Annotated in this window: 9 protein-coding genes, 1 other RNA gene, 5 pseudogenes and 1 other annotated feature; of the genes and pseudogenes, 13 read left to right on the top strand and 2 right to left on the bottom strand. The window is 43.3% G+C overall.

The window, feature by feature from the left end:
* The first annotated feature begins 103 nt into the window (after positions 1–103).
* Positions 104–766: a DUF421 domain-containing protein gene (locus JCM21738_RS02260; RefSeq protein ID WP_031308353.1), complete on the top strand. Its 663-nt coding sequence runs from the start codon at positions 104–106 to the stop codon at positions 764–766.
* A gap of 62 nt (positions 767–828) precedes the next feature.
* Here JCM21738_RS02260 and spoVB read toward each other — a convergent pair whose 3' ends face one another.
* The gene (spoVB, locus tag JCM21738_RS02255) at positions 829–2391 is read right to left on the bottom strand and encodes a stage V sporulation protein B (RefSeq protein WP_023627172.1); all 1563 of its coding nucleotides are present in this window, start codon (positions 2389–2391) and stop codon (positions 829–831) included.
* Positions 2392–2512: 121 nt separating this feature from the next.
* Here spoVB and JCM21738_RS02250 point away from each other — a divergent pair, with 121 nt between their 5' ends.
* From JCM21738_RS02250 to dtd, 8 genes and pseudogenes are all read left to right on the top strand, one after another.
* Entirely contained in the window at positions 2513–2809 is a 297-nt protein-coding gene (locus JCM21738_RS02250; protein WP_023627173.1) for a post-transcriptional regulator, read from the top strand.
* A 262-nt stretch (positions 2810–3071) separates the two neighbouring features.
* Positions 3072–5340, top strand: a pseudogene (gene secDF / locus JCM21738_RS02245) (protein translocase subunit SecDF).
* A 209-nt stretch (positions 5341–5549) separates the two neighbouring features.
* On the top strand, positions 5550–6431 hold the full coding sequence (locus JCM21738_RS02240) for a cation diffusion facilitator family transporter (protein ID WP_500778539.1): 882 nt from the start codon (positions 5550–5552) through the stop codon (positions 6429–6431).
* A gap of 19 nt (positions 6432–6450) precedes the next feature.
* Entirely contained in the window at positions 6451–6768 is a 318-nt protein-coding gene (locus tag JCM21738_RS02235; protein ID WP_023627176.1) for a LapA family protein, read from the top strand.
* A gap of 126 nt (positions 6769–6894) precedes the next feature.
* Positions 6895–9284, top strand: a pseudogene (recJ, locus tag JCM21738_RS02230) (single-stranded-DNA-specific exonuclease RecJ).
* On the top strand, positions 9275–9787 hold the full coding sequence (locus JCM21738_RS02225; protein WP_023627178.1) for an adenine phosphoribosyltransferase: 513 nt from the start codon (positions 9275–9277) through the stop codon (positions 9785–9787). Before recJ ends, JCM21738_RS02225 begins: the two are co-directional and overlap by 10 nt.
* A 310-nt stretch (positions 9788–10097) precedes the next feature.
* Positions 10098–12289: pseudogene (locus tag JCM21738_RS02220) on the top strand (RelA/SpoT family protein).
* Between the two features lie 47 nt (positions 12290–12336).
* Positions 12337–12776, top strand: a pseudogene (dtd, locus tag JCM21738_RS02215) (D-aminoacyl-tRNA deacylase).
* A gap of 341 nt (positions 12777–13117) precedes the next feature.
* Here dtd and JCM21738_RS02210 read toward each other — a convergent pair.
* Positions 13118–14887 carry an N-acetylmuramoyl-L-alanine amidase family protein gene (locus JCM21738_RS02210; protein WP_023627181.1) on the bottom strand — a complete coding sequence of 590 codons (1770 nt, stop codon included), beginning with the start codon at positions 14885–14887 and terminating at the stop codon, positions 13118–13120.
* Between the two features lie 191 nt (positions 14888–15078).
* On the opposite strand from JCM21738_RS02210, the gene JCM21738_RS24685 reads away from it, so the two are divergent.
* The 4 genes and pseudogenes from JCM21738_RS24685 (at position 15079) to ssrS (ending at position 19019) form a co-directional block, all read left to right on the top strand.
* Positions 15079–15255, top strand: coding sequence for a hypothetical protein (locus JCM21738_RS24685; RefSeq protein ID WP_023627182.1), 177 nt, complete (start codon positions 15079–15081; stop codon positions 15253–15255).
* Positions 15256–15316: 61 nt separating this feature from the next.
* Positions 15317–15554 (top strand) — a binding site (T-box leader).
* A 161-nt stretch (positions 15555–15715) separates the two neighbouring features.
* Positions 15716–16980, top strand: a pseudogene (gene hisS, locus JCM21738_RS02200) (histidine--tRNA ligase).
* Between the two features lie 13 nt (positions 16981–16993).
* Complete coding sequence (aspS, locus tag JCM21738_RS02195) at positions 16994–18769, top strand: aspartate--tRNA ligase (RefSeq protein ID WP_023627184.1); 1776 nt, start codon at positions 16994–16996, stop codon at positions 18767–18769.
* A 62-nt stretch (positions 18770–18831) separates the two neighbouring features.
* A non-coding RNA gene (gene ssrS / locus JCM21738_RS22930) (6S RNA) lies at positions 18832–19019 on the top strand.
* The last annotated feature ends 205 nt before the right edge of the window (positions 19020–19224 follow it).

Raw genomic sequence — 19224 nt, 5'->3', positions numbered from 1 at the left:
GTTTTTATTCAGGAACTTATTAAAAAATTCCTGAAACAATAAGTATTAATTTAGTTCTGCGTAAAAGACTAAAGAGGAATGCAGTGTGAAGGGCGGGGGGAAAGTGGAACAATATTTCATCATCCTTTTTAGGACAGTTCTCCTTTATTTATTGATCCTTTTGATTTTTCGTTTAATGGGAAAAAGGGAAATCGGTGAATTGAGTATCCTGGATTTGGTTGTCTATATCATGATTGCTGAGATGGCATCCATGGCCATAGAAAATACGAAAGATCCCTTGGTCGACACTCTTCTCCCAATCAGTATACTTGTCATCATTCAAATTACACTGGCAATCCTTTCGCTTAAAAGCAAAAAATTCAGGGATATCGTGGATGGAAAGCCGACAATAATCATTAATAATGGGAAAATAGACGAGAAGGCGATGAGATCTCAAAGGTATAACTTTGATGATTTGCTACTTCAATTGCGTGAAAAGGATGTAGGGAATATAGCTGATGTGAAATATGCAATCCTTGAGCCATCAGGGACACTTTCTATTTTCCAAAAAAGTCAGGGGAACAAGGATGGACAAGAGGACAATGGAAGTCTGGCCCTGCCATTAATCGTTGACGGAGAAATACAGGAAGACAATCTTGATATGATTGACAAATCAAGAGTTTGGCTGCTTCAGGAATTAAAGAAAAATGGATATGAGGAAACTAAGGACATTTCTTTTTGCAGTTTCCAGAACGGTGAATTCTATATTGATATGAAAGACAGATAAAAACGTGGACATGAATTCCACGTTTTTATGTGGTGTTGTTTTAAATTAGCAGTTTCAGCCTTTTACATATGAGTTTTCTTGAAAAAAGAAGATATGACAGACCGGATGCGGAGAAGTTCATTCTTCCTGATCAAGCCAAGAGCAATAGCGAGAACAATATATACTCCCCCCATCAAGACTGTACTTGCCAATACTTTGACAGTAAGTCCAAGGCTTGCATCCAACCAGCCCCAGAGAAGGAATCCGAGAGAACCTGAAAGTATGATAAGCGCGAACATCTTAATGTAATCCTTTATATAAAAGGTGAAGGAAACAGCCTTAAGCATTGTAGCGAAGTGAAGAAGCGTGATTAGAACAATTCCCATTACCATCCCAAGTGCTACACCATTGATGCCAAACGCAGGCTGACTTGCCAGCAGGAAAATGAGAGCAGTCTTGGCAAGATTCCCGATCAGGCTGTTAATCATTGCGGCCCTTGCTAAGTCAAGAGCCTGCAATGCTGCCTGCAGTGGCCCTTGAAAGTAATAAAAAAGGAAGAAGGGTGCCATTAGCTTTATAAAATGTGCACCATTTGAAGATCCATACATTAACGTCATTAACGGTTCGGCCAGTATGTAAAGGACGACGACAGCAAGGCCGCCTGTTAAAAGTGAAAAGCGAAGAGACTGCTGTAAAAGGTGTTCGATTACTTTTGTATTTTTCTTAGAGTTTGCTTCACTGATTGCCGGGACGAGAGAGGTCGACAGGGAATAGGTGATAAATGATGGCAGTAACAATAATGGCATGGCGAAGCCAGTCAATGCTCCATATTGCTTTGTTGCCGCAACGGCCGCAACGCCAGCGATTGCCAGGCTGTGCGCAACAACAATCGGTTCAAAGAACCATGAAACCGAGCCGATCATTCTCGAACCAGTTGTTGGCAATGCGATTTTCATCAGATCATTAAAGGTCGATTTTCCAGAGTTGACGAATTGAAAAAAGTTTTTCCGCAGAGGGAACTTCTTCCTAAGCTTAAAGGTGGTCATTAAATAAATTAATGAAACGAGCTCCCCAATTACAGAAGCAATCATTGCGCCGGCAGCAGCATATTCTATACCGTATGGCATGAAGGCCTTTGTCAGTACGGCAATCAAGGTTATCCGTACAAGCTGTTCAATAACCTGCGAAGTGGCTGAAGGCTTCATGTTCTGCCTTCCCTGGAAGTAGCCGCGGAGCACCGATGATATCGCAACGATTGGTACGATCGGAGCGATGGCAAGCAGCGGCCATTGCGTCCTGGAATCCGTGAACAATGTTTCAGACAAGTATGGGGCAAGGAAAATAAGAGCCGGTGTAAAGACAATAGATAGAGATATAGTGGATGCAAGCGAAACGACAAGGATTTTCTTGATTTTTCGGAAGTCGCCTCTTGCCTCGGCTTCAGCCACATTTTTTGAAATCGCAACCGGGAGACCCAGCTGTGTAATCGTCACGACAAGCACCAAAGTAGGGAAGGCCATCATGTAAAGACCAACACCTTCTTCACCAATGAAGCGGGCAATGACGATTCGATTTATGAAACCAAGCACTCTTGTGACGAGCCCGGCCATTAACAAAATAAAGGTTCCTTTTAAAAACTTCGACATTCCGCTCCCTGCCTTCTCAAAAATGCATATTTCATATACAATTAACTATATGCGAGAAAGTGGACAAAGCATGACAAGGTTAGAACATTCAGACTAGAAAATTGGACGAGGGGGCCAGTGGATGAATCCAAGCCATCAATACGGACGGTTTTACAGGCAAGTGAAGCCGGCATTGGAAAGTAAAGTCGAAGAATTCGGAATATTCGGTTATGAACAGGTTAAAGAAAAAGAATTATGGGATTATCTTACGAAGAAAAAGTGGAAGAAACCGAAAGAAGAAGTACAAATGTATGAAATCGTGGCTGATATTTTATCAGCAAAAATTGGGGAAGTAATGAATTTCACCACCGTTGAAGCCTTCAAAATAGGAGATTTTGCCCTTGATAATGAAGAAGAACGGAAAGAACTTTTTAAATGAAGGTAAGTTTGAGAATAAAGGGCATTTCCTCTGAATCTTACCTTAAGGGCTTTTTCGAGATAATATCCGAAAAAGCCACAAACCGGATTTTTCAAGTGAGAGACTTTCTTTATTCAGTTAACGGAAAAAGCTTAATTGACAGTTTTTTTAAACTGTTACATAATTAGAATGCTATAAATTGGCTACTGTTTATTTTCTTAGTCTAATGTTTTATTTGTCTGGCAGCATGTTGTGTGCAAAGAATAAGGAGGATTTATACATAATGGTAAAACGCAGCCGCATCTTGGCCTTCTTTTTGCTGGTTATTTTAATCGGAAGTGCCATGGGTGCAACAACCCAGAATATATTGAAAGATATCAAACTTGGCCTTGACCTGCAGGGTGGTTTTGAGGTTCTTTATGAAGTCACACCTTTAAATGGAAAAGAGGGCGAGAAAGTTGACCGTGAAACTTTAAAGAGCACTGCTGAAGCGCTTGAACGAAGGGTCAACGTCCTTGGTGTCAGTGAACCGAATATTCAAATTGAAGGAGATGACCGCATTCGCGTTCAGCTCGCTGGCGTAAAAGACCAGAACAAAGCGCGTGAGATTCTATCTACCGAAGCGAATCTTACCTTCCGTGACGTAAACGACCGCGTCATGATGGATGGAAGTGACTTGGAGGAAAACGGAGCGAAGCAAAGCTTCGACCCGCAAAACAAGCCAAGCATATCGATTACTCTTAAAGATGGGGACCAATTCGGGGAGATCACAAAGGAAATCCGTGATATGTATCCGGAGAATCAGCTGATTATCTGGCTGGATTTCGAGGAAGGCAAGGATTCCTATAAGGAAGAAAGGATGAAGCCTGAACCTAGGTTCCTCTCCAATCCAAATGTTGATAAGATTTTAAATCAAAAAAATGTTGAAATCACAGGCACCTTTACAATTGAAGAAGCCCAACAGCTAGCTTCCCTGCTTAATGCAGGTTCGTTACCGGTTAATCTTGAAGAAACCTACTCTACTTCGGTTGGAGCCAAGTTCGGTGAACAGGCTTTAAATGAAACAGTTTTTGCTGGAATCATCGGCATTCTTGCTGTTTTCTTATTTATGCTTGCTTTATATCGTATCCCGGGTATAGTCGCAGTCATTACGTTATCAATTTACGTTTACCTCATCCTGCTTGTATTTGACTGGATGAATGGGGTACTTACACTGCCTGGTATCGCGGCGTTGATCCTCGGTGTTGGTATGGCAGTGGATGCGAATATCATCACGTATGAACGGATTAAAGAAGAATTGAAGGTTGGCCGCAATATCAAAGCGGCGTTTGACGCGGGCAGCAAAGGCTCACTGTCTACGATCTTTGATGCCAACATCACGACTTTGCTAGCGGCAATCGTATTATTCGCATATGGTACAAGCTCTGTAAAAGGCTTTGCGACCATGCTGATCATCAGTATCCTGGCAAGCTTCATCACGGCAGTTTTCGGAGCACGACTTTTCCTTGGCCTGCTTGTGAATAGCGGTTTGTTCAAAAATAAACCAGGCTTATTCGGTGTTAAGCAAAGTGAAGTACATGATATTTCTGAAGGCTTGGATTCAATGGATTTAAAAACTAAATTTGACCGTTTTGATTTCATCAAAGGTCGCAATAAATTCTTTATTGCTTCAGCAGTTTTAATCGGCATAGGCTTGATTACCCTACTAGTGTTCCGCCTGAATCTTGGAATTGATTTTGCGGCTGGGACAAGGGTAGAGGTCATGTCTGACAGCAAACTTACTGCGGCACAATTGAAGGAAGAACTTAAGCAAGTTGATCTTGAAACAAACGATATTGTCATTTCTGGTGATAATGGAGAAATTGGCGTTGCAAGATTTAAAACGGTTTTAACAAAGGACAAAATTTCCGAACTGAAATCCCACTTTAAAGAAGAGTTCGGAGCTGAACCAAACGTCGGTACAGTTTCACCTACAATCGGTAAGGAACTGGCTAAAAATGCCATGATTGCTATTGCCATTGCCTCAGTTGGATCATTATCTATGTAACGATCCGATTCGAGATATACATGGCGCTGGCCGCTATAATCGCACTGCTTCATGATGCTTTCTTTATTATCGTTCTATTCAGTCTGACAAGGCTCGAAGTGATATTACCTTCATCGCAGCCGTCCTGACAATTGTCGGTTATTCAATCAATGATACGATTGTTACTTTCGACAGGATGCGTGAGAATATGGTGAAGAAGAAACGCTTGAAGACACCTGAAGATATTGCGGATGTAGTGAACTCTGCTCTTCGCCAGACACTTGGCCGCTCGGTTAACACAATCCTGACTGTTGTCATAACAGTTGTGGCTCTGTTGATCTTCGGAAGTACATCAATCTGGAATTTCTCTTTCGCCCTTCTTATTGGCCTGATTGCCGGTACTTATTCTTCCATTTTCATTGCAGCACAGCTTTGGTATGTATGGAAAAATAAAGAGCTTAAGAAAAAAGGCACAATCAAGACTTACAAGGAAAAGAAAGTTTACTCAGATGAGCCGCAAGTTTAATTTCATAAAAGCATAATTAAAATACCACGGGGTTACCCCGTGGTATTTTTTCGTCTATGGTTAGAAAAGCCATTTTTCAGGATAAAATAAAAGGAATGCCGACAGACTAAATATGGTGGAAAAAACAGAATGCGGATAAAAGCTTTGTACAGGGAGGGATTTTGCTATTGGAAAAAGATGATCGATTTAAGAAAGCTGAGTTTGCGGCAATGGTCGGCGTTGTTGGAAATATTTTACTTGCAGGATTAAAGTGGGGAGTAGGCATTTATGCGAACAGTAAAGCGCTTGTAGCGGATGCTGTGCATTCTGCCTCTGATGTGGTCGGGTCTTTAGCAGTGTACATAGGCCTCAAGGCAGCGAAAGCTCCGCCGGATGAAGACCATCCTTACGGCCATGGAAAGGCCGAATCAATTGCAGCAATCATTGTTGCAGTCTTATTGATGCTAGTGGGTGTCGAAATCGGCAGGTCATCGTTCGAGGCGTTCTTTCATCCTATTGAACCTCCCAAATCAATCGCGATTGTGGCGGTTGTCGTTTCAATTATAGTTAAAGAGGGAATGTTCAGGTACAAATACAAATTAGGTAAGCAATTGAAAAGTGATGCGCTGATCGTCAATGCGTATGAGCATAGATCGGATGTTTATTCTTCCATAGCAGCACTTATAGGGATCAGCGCTGCCGTGCTGGGCGGCATCTTTGGAATAGGCTGGCTGGAATATGCCGACCCGGTGACCGGACTGCTTGTAGCATTGCTGGTCATCAGGATGGCATGGAAGCTTGGCAAGGAATCAATCCACAACACACTTGACCATGTGCTTCATGAAGAGGATACTAAGGAATTCAGGACGGTGGTACAGTCCATACCAGAAGTGAAAAAGTTGGATGAATTACATGCCAGAGAGCACGGCCACTATGTTATCATTGATTTGAAGATATCTGTTGATCCACATATTACCGTAGAACAGGGCCATCGGATTGGAAAAACCGTGAAAAAGAAACTGATGGAAAACAAAAATGTCCAAAACGTTCTGGTCCATATAAACCCATACAGTGGAAGTGGAAGTACTGAAGATGACGTAGATATTCAATAAGCCTCAGGGGGGAGATAGCGTGAAGTTTCAATGGACATTGCTGCTGGGACTTGCATTTGCATTGATTGTCGCTGTTTTTGCAGTCATAAATGTCGATCCAGTAACAGTGAACTATTTATTTGGGGAATCAGAATGGCCGTTAATTTTGGTCATTTTAGGCTCAGTATTGATGGGCGGAATCATTGTTGGCTCTGTCGGTCTATTCAGGATGTTTGTGCTTCAAAGGGAAGTAAAGACTTTGAAGAAGAAAAACAATTCACTAGAAGCTCAGCTGGCCCAAAAGGAAACTCTTCCGGAGGAAACAGCACCCCAGCATGAAATAGAAGATATTCATTAAACCGTAAAATGCAGCATAAAAATATGCTGCCATTTTACTTTATTTGTATAAATCTTTACTTTTCTTAAATTAAAAGCCCCTTATTAGCATTCATTGTCATTGAAACGGACTCTTTGCTTTTGTATAATGAAAAAGCTGAGAGGTGAACGTATGTTAAAGCCAAAATCAAGGTGGATTGTTAAAAAATCTGACCAGACAATAATAGATTCACTCGCTAAAGATCTGAACATAAATCATCTGACTGCTTCCTTGTTAGTCAATCGCGGACTGGATACCGTGGAAGATGCCCGGTATTTTTTATTTGGGCAAAAAAGTGAATTTCACGATCCGTTTTTGCTTAAAGATATGGATAAGGCAGTTGGGCGGATCAATAAGGCAATAGAAACGCAAGAGCCGATTTTGGTATTTGGCGATTATGATGCAGATGGTGTAAGCAGTACGACGGTCCTGATGAAAGCCCTGGTTGAACTCGGAGCGAACGCCGACTATTACATACCGAACCGTTTCACAGAAGGGTACGGTCCTAATGGGAAAGCATTTCGGAGTGCCGCAGACAGCGGAGTTGGCTTGATCATTACTGTCGATACGGGCATTTCAGCTATTCATGAAGCAAAGGTTGCCAAAGACCTAGGTGTCGACCTGATCATAACGGACCATCATGAACCAGGTCCAGTCCTGCCGGATGCATTTGCTATCATCCACCCAAAGCTGGACGATAGTGTATACCCTTTCAAGGATTTAGCTGGTGTAGGTGTCGCTTTTAAGTTTGCGCACGCTTTGCTTGGGAGAGTACCGGAGCATTTGTTGGAGTTTGCGGCTATCGGGACAATTGCTGATCTTGTACCTCTAATGGGAGAGAACAGGCTGATTGCTCTTAGGGGAATTGAGAAATTGAAGTCGACCCAGACGCCTGGTTTGAATGCACTGCTTAAACTGGCTAAAACAGACAGGACAGCCATTGATGAAGAAACAATCGGCTTTATGATTGGCCCGAGGGTTAATGCAGCCGGACGACTCGGCAGCGCTGACCCTGCCGTTCAATTGATGATGACTCATGATCCGGAAGAGGCAATGATGCTTGCGGAAGAGATTGATTCAGTCAATAAAGAACGCCAGAACATTGTTTCACAAATTGCCGAAGAAGCAGTTGCAGAAGTGGAAATGTATTATCCAATAGAAGATAATTCTGTCCTTGTCGTCGGCAAAGAAGGCTGGAACGCAGGAGTCATTGGTATCGTAGCCTCCAAGCTCGTTGAAAAATATTATCGTCCAACGATTGTGCTTAGTTTTGATAAAGAGAAGGGGCTTGCGAAGGGTTCTGCACGCAGTATCGCTGGGTTCGATCTTTTTAAGAATCTATCAACCTGCAGAGATATCCTTCCGCACTTTGGCGGCCATCCAATGGCAGCGGGCATGACATTAAATCTTAATGATGTTGACGAATTAAGGTCAAGGTTGAATGCCTTGGCGAAAGAACAACTTAAAGGAGAAGATTTGATTCCTGTGTCCCATATCGATGCCAGGATTGAACTTAAAGAGATTACCATTGAAACGATAAATGAACTCGGAATGCTTTCTCCTTATGGTGTGAGCAATCCTAAACCGAAAGTGCTGATTGATGGAGCTAATATTTCAACCCTGAGAAAGATAGGTGCAGATCAGTCACATCTTAAGCTGGCACTTGAAGAGGAAGGTACTGTGATAGATGGAATCGGATTCGGCTTTGGACATCTCCATGACCATATCTCGCCGAGCTCGAAGATTTCGGTCATCGGCGAACTGTCGATCAATGAATGGAACAATATCAAGAAGCCGCAGATTTTTCTCAGGGACATAGCCGTCAAGTCCTGGCAGCTATTCGATTTCCGCGGGCTTAAAAGATTGGAAAAGCTTCCAGAAATGATTCCAGGGAGTAATATTAAGTGGATCCTCTTTAATTCCGATTTGAAAAATAAGTTTTCTCCTATTCTCGGAGACTCATTGGAACTGGTATCCACAGATGAGAAAGCTGAGCAAATCGAGTTAGACCAATCCTATGTCGTGCTGATGGATCTGCCGCCTTCCAAAGATATTCTGGAGAAATTATTTGCCGGAAAAATCCAGGAAGGATTTATGTGCATTTTTACAAAGAAAACAGCGATTTCTTCACGACTATGCCAACCAGGGAGCATTTCAAATGGTTTTACGCTTTCCTCGCAAAGAAAGGGCCATTCGATCTTAAACGTTATGGCGGCGAATTGGCCAAGCACAGAGGGTGGACAAAAGAAACAATAGATTTCATGTCGCAGGTGTTTTTTGAACTAGATTTTGTTAAAATAAACAATGGGTTTATTTCACTAGAAAAAGATGTCCCGAAAAGGGATTTAACTGAATCCAAAACATATCAGCACAAGGTGCATGCATTCGCTCTTGAAAACGAATTGCTCTATTCATCGTATGAGCAATTGAAGAATTGGTTTGATCAATTCATTCAAGAGTCGGTGAAAAATGAGGAGGCAATTATTCAATGGATTTGAAACAATTTGTAACAATCGTTCCCGATTGGCCAAAGCCCGGCATTAAATTTAAGGACATCACAACCTTAATGGACAATGGCGAGGCTTATAGATATGCAACGGACCAAATCGTAGCCTATGCCCGTGAAAAGCAAATTGACCTTGTAGTCGGTCCAGAAGCTCGCGGCTTCATCATCGGTTGTCCGGTTGCCTATGCACATGGCGTAGGTTTCGCTCCTGTCAGGAAGGAAGGAAAGCTTCCGCGCGAAACAATCAAGGTCAATTACGGACTTGAATATGGCAGTGACGTTTTAACAATCCATAAAGACGCGATCAAGCCAGGACAAAGAGTCCTGATTACCGATGACTTGCTGGCAACTGGCGGAACGATTGATGCAACGATCAAGCTGGTTGAAGAACTAGGAGGAATCGTGGCAGGTATCGCCTTCCTGATTGAACTTACTTATCTAGATGGCCGCAAAAAGCTGGATGGCTATGATATTTTAACCTTGATGCAATATTAAATTTGACCGGGTGCTTCATTGTGAAGTGCCCTTTTCTTATAATCAGCAAATTCATTCGAAGGCATCCAGGTTTGCAAAAATAACACTTTATTTTAATGAAATAAAATATCTTTCGACAATTTTTTTGAATTCTGCTGTAAAATCTCTTCCTTTCTCTTTACATCTTCGATTTTTTCTTTGATAATAGTAACAATCCTTTATAAGAATAATTATTGTATATAAGGATTTTCATTTTTAGTCGACTCTTTCCTTGGTTCCCGCTGGAGAGAAAATGCGGGTTAATATAAAGAAATTTAAATTAGGTGATCCTATGGCGAATGACCAGGTAATGACCGCAGAACAAGTCATTGACTGTACAAAATCATATTTGAATAATGAACATGTTGAAATGGTAAGAGAGGCATATGAGTTCGCCAGACAGGCTCATCATGACCAATTCAGGAAATCTGGTGAACCGTACATCATCCACCCAATCCAGGTGGCAGGGATCCTGGCTGACCTTGAGATGGACCCGGCTACGGTTGCAGCAGGTTTTCTTCATGATGTCGTCGAGGACACGGATGTGACTCTTGATGACATAAGAGAGGCCTTCAATGACGAAGTGGCAATGCTTGTTGACGGTGTCACGAAGCTTGGCAAAATAAAGTACAAGTCGCATGAAGAGCAACAGGCCGAAAATCACCGGAAGATGTTTGTTGCGATGGCGCAGGATATCCGTGTCATCTTGATCAAGCTGGCTGACCGCCTTCATAACATGAGGACTTTGAAGCATCTGCCGAGTGAAAAACAGCGCAGGATATCGAATGAAACGCTTGAAATTTTCGCGCCGCTGGCTCACAGGCTCGGTATTTCAAAAATCAAATGGGAACTTGAAGATACAGCTTTACGCTATCTGAATCCGCAGCAGTATTACCGTATCGTCAACCTGATGAAAAAGAAAAGAGCGGAACGTGAGCAATATCTTGTTGAAGTTATTGACGAAGTGAAGGAAAGGCTGAGTGAAGTTTCAATCAAGGCTGAAATTTCCGGAAGGCCGAAGCACATATACAGCATCTATCGTAAAATGGTTATGCAAAACAAGCAGTTCAATGAAATTTATGATTTGCTGGCTGTCCGGATCGTCGTCAACAGCATCAAAGACTGCTACGCAATCCTGGGGATTATCCATACATGCTGGAAACCTATGCCAGGCAGATTCAAGGACTATATCGCGATGCCAAAGCCTAATATGTATCAGTCACTGCACACTACAGTAATCGGCCTAAAGGCGATCCGCTGGAAGTCCAGATAAGGACTGATGAAATGCACAGGATCGCAGAATTCGGGGTTGCAGCCCACTGGGCATATAAAGAGGGCAAACCAACTGACGCCTCCAATTTTGAAACGAAGCTATCATGGTTCCGTGAAATCCTTGAATTCCAAAATGATACTGCGAATGCAGAAGAGTTCATGGAATCTCTAAAAATTGATCTTTTCTCGGATATGGTATTTATTTTCACCCCAAAAGGCGATGTCATCGAATTGCCTTCAGGTTCAGTTCCAATCGATTTCGCTTACCGGATCCACTCTGAAATCGGCAATAAGACGATTGGCGCCAAGGTCAATGGCAAGATGGTGACGCTGGATTACCAGCTGAAAACGGGGGATATCATAGAAATCCTAACTTCAAAACATTCTTATGGACCGAGCAAAGACTGGTTAAAGCTTGCCCAGACCTCCCAGGCTAAAAACAAGATTCGCCATTTCTTCAAGAAGCAGCAGAAAGACGAAAATGTTGAAAAGGGCCGTGAACTTCTCGAAAAAGAAATCCGCAATATGGATTTTGATGTTAAAGAAATTTTGACATCTGAGAACCTGAAAAAGGTTGCGGAGAAGTATAATTTCACCAATGAGGAAGATCTGTTTGCTTCAATCGGCTATAACGGTATAACAGCGCTGCAGGTCGCGAACAGACTGACAGAAAAATTGCGCAAGCAGCGTGACATGGAACAGGAAAAGGACATTTCAAATGCTGTTTCCGAGCTTAAATCATTTTCACCTGCCAAGAAGCGTGAGTCTGGCGTCCGGGTGTCTGGTATTGATAATTTGCTGATCAGGCTATCCCGTTGCTGTAACCCTGTACCTGGAGACGATATTGTTGGCTTTATCACAAAAGGCAGGGGAGTATCTGTTCACCGTTCTGATTGCACGAATATCCATACAGAGGATGCGCAGGCAAGGCTGATTCCGGTAGAATGGGAAACTGCCTTGAATGACCGCAAAGAATACAATGTTGATATTGAAATCAGCGGCTATGACCGCAGGGGATTGCTGAACGAAGTACTGCAGGCCGTAAATGAAACGAAGACAAACATTACCGCGGTATCCGGGAAATCCGACAAAAATAAGATGGCGACCATCAATATGTCAATCGCCATCCATAATGTCAGCCACTTGCAAAAGGTCGTGGATCGGATCAAGCAAATCCCGGACATCTATGCTGTCAGAAGGGTAATGAGTTAGGCTGATTTCAATGAACCACTAAGAGATAGTGTGTAAGGAGATTCGCGATGCGTTTAGTGATACAGAGAAGCAAAGAAGCTAAAGTGACAGTCGATGGAAAGATAACAGGCTCCATTAACAAGGGATTTGTCATCCTTGTGGGCGTTACCCATGATGATACAGAAAAAGATGCTGCCTTTCTTGCCGAGAAGGCAGCGAATCTCAGGGTATTCGAAGATGAAACAGGAAAGATGAACTTGTCCCTTCTCGATGTAAAAGGAGAGATTCTTTCCGTTTCGCAGTTTACCCTGTTTGGTGACTGCCGCAAAGGGCGACGCCCGAACTTTATGGATGCAGCGAAACCAGACCATGCAGAAACTGTCTATGAAGCATTCAACAGCTTCCTTGCTGAAAAAGGAATTAAGGTTGAAACCGGTGTATTTGGCGCATGATGGACGTTCAATTGACAAATGACGGGCCAGTTACATTGATAATCGATAGTAAATAAGCCGAATGTAAAGAAGGTATCCCATTGTGGATACCTTCTTTTTAGTATAAGAGCACTTGTTGTGCCTATAGATACCCTTTTGGGGAGGGATTCAATGACATAAGGGTACCTTTCGTGGAGAAAGACACCATTATGCATTAGTTTGCGAGGAGATAAGGGTACCTTTCGCGAAGAAAGACACCCTTATGTGTTAGTTTGCGAGGAGATAAGGGTACCTTTCGTGAAGAAAGACACCCTTATACGTCAGTCTTCGAGGCTATAAGGGTACTTTTACAAGAAAAAAGACCGAAGACAGTTGCACTGTCTTCAGTCGGGAATTTTCAAAAGTATTAATGGTCTGCTTAATTATTTTTAAAATATCGGGCAAGTCCTTCAAAGATCCCGTTAGCTGCCGCTTCCTGATATTGAGGTGTATTAACAAGCATCTCTTCCGCGGGATTACTCAGATAACCTAGTTCCAGGAGGACGGCTGCTCGTTTGTTTTCCCTGATGACATGATAGTCTCCAAACCGAGTGCCCCGATCCTTCAACATTGTTTTGCTTACAGCCGAAGAATGGATTTGTTCACCCAATGGCTTTTGTTTTGAATTGTAATAGTAAGTCGTCATCCCCCTGACAGTCCTATCATTAATGCTGTCGTAATGAATGCTGATAAACGCATCGGCATTATGGTAGTGGGAGCTGCTGACCCTTGATCCTAGTGAAATGTATTGATCATTGTTTCTTGTCAGGATAACGTTTGTTCCTGCGGCTCTTAGCTTGTCATATAAAAGCTGGGCTGTTTTCAGGGTGAGTGATTTTTCCAATGTTCCTCTTACACCAGTTGTCCCATTATCTCTGCCGCCGTGTCCTGGATCGATGACGACTGTTTTATTTTTTGTATGCTTTTCTGCTCCCGGCCGCTCTATTTGCGGGGCAGTTCCCTGTACAGAAACAATCCATCCAGCTACAAATCCGCTAGCATCGTTTGGAAGTGCGATTTTATACCAATCTTTTTCGACGCTTATGATTTCAAAGCTGTCCCCCTGATTGGCACGAAAAATGACGGCTGTGCCGGTGCTTGGACCTTTACGTATGTTTGTGCCGTTATGAAGCATGGAGACACTGCTGTTTTTCACAGACTGGCTAGGTGCAGCGACTGGCCCGTTTTTCTTTTTAACGAAAAACCACCCTGCAGCCCAACCTGTTTTGCCAGGCTGGAATTCAACCTTGACCCAATTATTTTGTTCATCAAGGATTTTAAAGCTTTGTCCCTTTGATACAGAACCAATGACGCGGCCATCCAGTGAATACTTGTCCCGGACATTCAGCTGGGAAGCGGTTACTGTGCCAGTGAATTGATCAACCGGCGCAGGAGACTTTCCACTGTCAGCCGCTGGTTTTTCACCGATTTTCAAATATTCAGCGCTTACCCAGGCGCTTTTCCCTGCGTAAGATATCTCCGCCCAGCCATTTGACTGGGAATGGACTGTAACTGCAGATCCATAACTTAATTGACCAACTTTGCCAGAGTTCAATGATGGCTTTTCCCTGACATTCAAGGAAGTAGCGTTGACCGTTCCGCTTGTTTTGGTAATGACAGGCGGAGTATCCTTTTCCTTGCTCTCTTTTGAAGTTATGTATTCCTTTGAGACCCAGCCTCGTAAGTCTTTCGTACGCACTTCTGCCCAATTACCATTGGAGCTAAGGACTTCGACAGCTTGTCCACTGTTAAACGACCCTATTACCTGGTGGTTGGTGCCCGGTCCTTTCCTTACCCTCAAACCATTCACTGTGACACTGCCTGAGGATTGGGCATTTGGCGAGACAATTGGTGAAACAGCTGTTTTTGCAGCTTCCTTGGCAGTAAACCATTGCGCTACCCATCCTTTTTTGCTGCCTCCTAAGCTAATCTGGATCCAATCGCCTTCCTCCTTGACGATTGAAAACTTTTCCCCCTTTTTAACTGAACCTGATATCGGGTAACTTAGTCCCGGTCCAGTCCTTACATTCAAACTTGTTGCAGTTATCGAGACACTTCCATTATCTGCCCGAGCTGATTCTAAAGCTGGAAGGCTCCCAAAAATAAGCATCAAGCAAAGGATGATAGGAACCATTCTGTTTTGGGGCAATGATCTCCCTCCCTCTCTTAATCTCTATAAAAATATATTACCGGATTTTTCCGGTAAAATCACGAGGACTTTTCTCTTATATCGGTATAGAACGAGAAAATTCAAGTGTAAAAAGAATATCGTAAATTCATGAAAAATTATCATATGGACTGGGAAGAATAGTAAGCAATAAAACATTGGAAGGTGATACCATGCGGTTCAGTGATAAAGGAAGATCTGCTTCATTTGGGGAGAATCAATTATTCGGAGTGGATTTCCACGATTTTATCCAAAAGGAACAAAGCACAAACACTGTAGAATTAGCTTCAGAATTTGGGCTGTCTCTCCGTGATGTAAGAAAACTGAAAAAACAGATTGAACGTTCCTGAATAGTGCTTGACATTGCCATTTCTACTCCGTATTATAATATAAATAAAATGTTATATAGAAAACATACCGTTGATGGAGCATAGTAGCCTTGATACACGTGAAAAGAGAGGAAATGCCGTGGCTGAAAGCATTTCTGCATGATGACCTGGTGAATGAACACTCCGTAGGATTTTCTCTGAACATGGGTAATTCCATCATTAGGAGATGACGTATTCAGGCGTTAACTGTTAAAGAGGAAGTGCATTCATGCGCTTCAATTAGGGTGGCACCACGGGAATTCAAAGCTCTCGTCCCTTGTTATTATAGCAAGGGATTGGGGGCTTTTTTGTATTCTTTTTTTCATAAGGCTAGCTTTTCATCGGAATGTTGTTAGATTTGCGATGTTCCAGGGCCAGTTATAAGTAAGAGCTTATTAAATGATTTTAAATGAATGGAGGAGGATGAACTGTGGCTAATCAAATCAATATCCCTCGCGGAACACAGGACATTTTGCCAGGCCAGACAGAGAAATGGCAGCTCATCGAGGCGAAGGCGAGAGAACTTTGTGAAAGATATCAATATCGGGAATTAAGAACTCCGATTTTCGAGCATACAAATCTGTTTAAACGAAGCGTTGGTGACACAACAGATATAGTCCAAAAAGAAATGTACACCTTCACTGACAGGGGTGACCGCAGCCTGACGCTTCGTCCTGAGGGCACAGCAGCGGCTGTTCGCTCGTTTGTCGAAAATAAAATGTTTGGAAGTCCTAATCAGCCAGTGAAACTTTACTACATGGGACCGATGTTCCGTTATGAACGCCCGCAGGCAGGCCGTTTCCGCCAGTTTGTGCAGTTGGTGTTGAGGCAATGGGAAGTGCAGACCCTGCGATTGATGCCGAAGTGATTTCCCTTGCCATGTCACTTTATAAGGAGCTTGGATTGAAAAAGCTCAAGCTTGTTGTGAACAGCCTGGGTGATAAGAAAAGCAGAAAAGCTCACAGGGATGCTTTAGTTAGCCACTTCCAGCCCCGGATCGGGGAATTCTGCAGCGACTGCCAGAACCGTCTTGAAAAAAATCCACTGCGAATCCTGGATTGCAAAGCAGACCGTGAACACGAATTGATGAAGTCCGCACCATCGATCATCGATTATCTGACAGATGATTCAGCTCAATATTTTAGTAAAGTGACTAAGTATTTGACTGATTTAGGGATTGAATACAAAGTTGACGCCAATCTGGTGCGCGGATTGGATTATTATAATCACACAGCCTTTGAAATCATGAGTGATGCTGAAGGCTTTGGAGCCATCACCACTCTTTGCGGCGGAGGCAGATACAATGGCCTTGTCGAAGAAATCGGCGGACCCGAAACACCTGGTATCGGATTTGCATTAAGCATTGAAAGATTGCTTGCAGCATTGGAAGCAGAGGGAGTTGAGCTTCCAGTCAATGAAGGAATTGATTGCTACCTCGTTTCATTAGGGGATGAAGCCAAAGATTATACTGTTGGCTTGCTCCACAATCTGAGAATGGCCGGATTCTCTGCGGAAAGAGATTATCAGGAACGTAAAATCAAAGCCCAATTCAAGGCTGCTGACCGGATGAATGCTAGATATGTGGCAGTGCTGGGTGAAGATGAATTAAAAGCTAATAAAATCAACCTGAAATCAATGGCGGACGGGGAACAAACAGAACTGCCGCTAGAGAGTTTTATTGAAAAATTCAAGGAGATTTGTAAGTAGAGGGGGAGTTTAGATGTTTGGGAGATCATATTTTTGCGGTGAAGTAACAGAAGAAGCAATTGGTGAAAAGGTAACGCTTAAAGGCTGGGTCCAGAAGCGTCGTGACCTGGGTGGCCTGATTTTTATTGACCTGCGCGACAGGACAGGCCTTGTCCAGATTGTTTTCAATCCTGACGTTTCAACAGAAGCGCTTTCGCTCGCTGAAAAAGTCCGTACTGAATACGTTCTGGATGTGAAAGGGACAGTCATCGGCCGCAGTGAAGGAAGCATCAATGAAAATCTTAAGACTGGAAGGATTGAAGTCCAGGCTGAGGAACTGACAATCATCAATGAAGCGAAAACGACACCTTTCGTGATTGCTGACAAAACAGATGTATCAGAAGATGTTCGTTTGAAATATCGTTATCTCGACCTCCGTCGTCCGGTAATGTTCGAAACTTTTAAGATGAGACATCAGGTAACAAAAGCGATTCGTGACTTCCTTGATGGCGAAGGCTTCCTTGATGTAGAAACTCCGATTTTAACAAAGAGCACACCTGAGGGAGCACGTGACTATCTGGTGCCAAGCCGTGTTCATCCAGGTGAATTCTACGCTCTTCCTCAATCGCCGCAGATTTTTAAACAACTGATGATGGTTGGCGGCTTTGAACGCTATTACCAGATTGCCCGCTGCTTCCGCGATGAGGACCTCCGAGCTGACAGACAGCCGGAATTCACGCAAATCGATATTGAAACAAGTTTCATGAGCCAGGAAGAGATCATGGGCTTGATTGAAAAAATGATGCAAAAGGTCATGAAGGATGTTAAAGGCATGGATGTGTCTGAGCCGTTTCCTCGCATGAGCTATGAAGAAGCAATGAGCCGCTTTGGTTCAGATAAACCGGACACTCGTTTTGGAATGGAACTTGTCGATCTTTCAGAAACGGTTAAAGATTCTGGCTTCAAGGTATTTGCTTCTGCAGTAGCAAACGGCGGCCAGGTGAAAGCAATCAATGTAAAAGGTGCCGCAACAAACTATTCACGCAAGGATATTGATGGTTTGACTGAGTTTGTTTCTGTTTACGGTGCCAAAGGGCTTGCATGGTTGAAATCGGAAGAGGACGGCTTGAAAGGGCCAATCTCGAAGTTCTTTGGAGAAGAAGAACAGGCAGCAATTCAGGCGAAGTTAGAAGTTTCAGCTGGTGACCTCATTCTGTTCGTTGCCGATAAGAAGTCTGTTGTAGCAAATGCGCTAGGAGCGTTGCGCTTGAAGCTTGGAAAAGAGCTCGGATTGATTGACCAGAGCAAATTCAGCTTCCTGTGGATTACAGATTGGCCACTATTGGAGTTCGACGAGGAAGCAGACCGTTATTTCGCGGCACACCATCCATTCACGATGCCGGCGCGCGAAGATCTTGCTAAGCTGGAGAGCAATCCAACAAGTGTTAAGGCACAGGCATATGACCTTGTTCTCAACGGCTATGAGCTAGGTGGCGGATCTCTAAGGATTTTCGAAAGAGATGTCCAGGAAAAAATGTTCTCAGTGCTTGGCTTTACAAAGGAACAGGCAGTCGAGCAGTTTGGATTCCTTCTTGAGGCATTTGAATATGGAACGCCTCCACATGGCGGAATCGCCCTGGGCCTTGACAGAATGGTCATGCTCCTTGCTGGCAGAACTAATCTTCGCGATACGATTGCCTTCCCGAAAACGGCAAGCGCAAGCGACCTGCTCACAGACGCTCCTGGCAAGGTAAGCGGAGCGCAGCTCGATGAACTGCATTTGTCATTAAATATTAAAAAAGACCAGTAATATCCATTAGCCAGATCCTTGAAGTTCATTCAGGCGTGTGGTAATATAATAACAAGAGATGAAGAGTCCTGATGTGTTCGTTGTTTAACCTGAAGTTTTGACCTAACATCTATCCTTCGGGAGTTCGCGTTTCTGGGCCGCGTAAATGCCTCTGGCTAGAGGACTTACAGAAACCCGGGACAGGACACCCACCTGCTGAGAGCGGGTTCAAGACGAAGGCAACCAACACGACGGCACGATTGGGACTCTTCCTACATACGTAATCAAATACCATGCGGATGCATGGTATTTTTTGTTTAATAGGAAATTATAAAATATTTTCAATGTGGATAACTATCCAGGTTTTCTTAATCCAGCTCCAGCGCCTAGCGCCTCGAGCCGCTTGTCTAGTGTCGCCTCCTAGAAACTCCGAAACTTCAACTCCGCCGGCAGAAGCAAAAAGCGCTTCTTTGTCA

It is taken from the genome of Mesobacillus boroniphilus JCM 21738, from assembly GCF_000517385.1.
Classification (GTDB): Bacteria; Bacillota; Bacilli; order Bacillales; family Cytobacillaceae; genus Mesobacillus; species Mesobacillus boroniphilus.
Note: the sequence above shows the minus strand (reverse complement) of the source record. Positions and strands in the feature narration are given on the sequence as shown.

Bases quoted from the DNA above. Each gene is read 5' to 3' on its own strand.
- aspS (WP_023627184.1), top strand. From the start codon at position 16,994: ATGTTTGGGAGATCATATTTTTGCGGTGAAGTAACAGAAGAAGCAATT.
- spoVB (WP_023627172.1), bottom strand. From the start codon at position 2,391: ATGTCGAAGTTTTTAAAAGGAACCTTTATTTTGTTAATGGCCGGGCTC.
- JCM21738_RS02250 (WP_023627173.1), top strand. From the start codon at position 2,513: ATGAATCCAAGCCATCAATACGGACGGTTTTACAGGCAAGTGAAGCCG.
- JCM21738_RS02225 (WP_023627178.1), top strand. From the start codon at position 9,275: ATGGATTTGAAACAATTTGTAACAATCGTTCCCGATTGGCCAAAGCCC.
- JCM21738_RS02240 (WP_500778539.1), top strand. From the start codon at position 5,550: ATGGTCGGCGTTGTTGGAAATATTTTACTTGCAGGATTAAAGTGGGGA.
- JCM21738_RS24685 (WP_023627182.1), top strand. From the start codon at position 15,079: ATGCGGTTCAGTGATAAAGGAAGATCTGCTTCATTTGGGGAGAATCAA.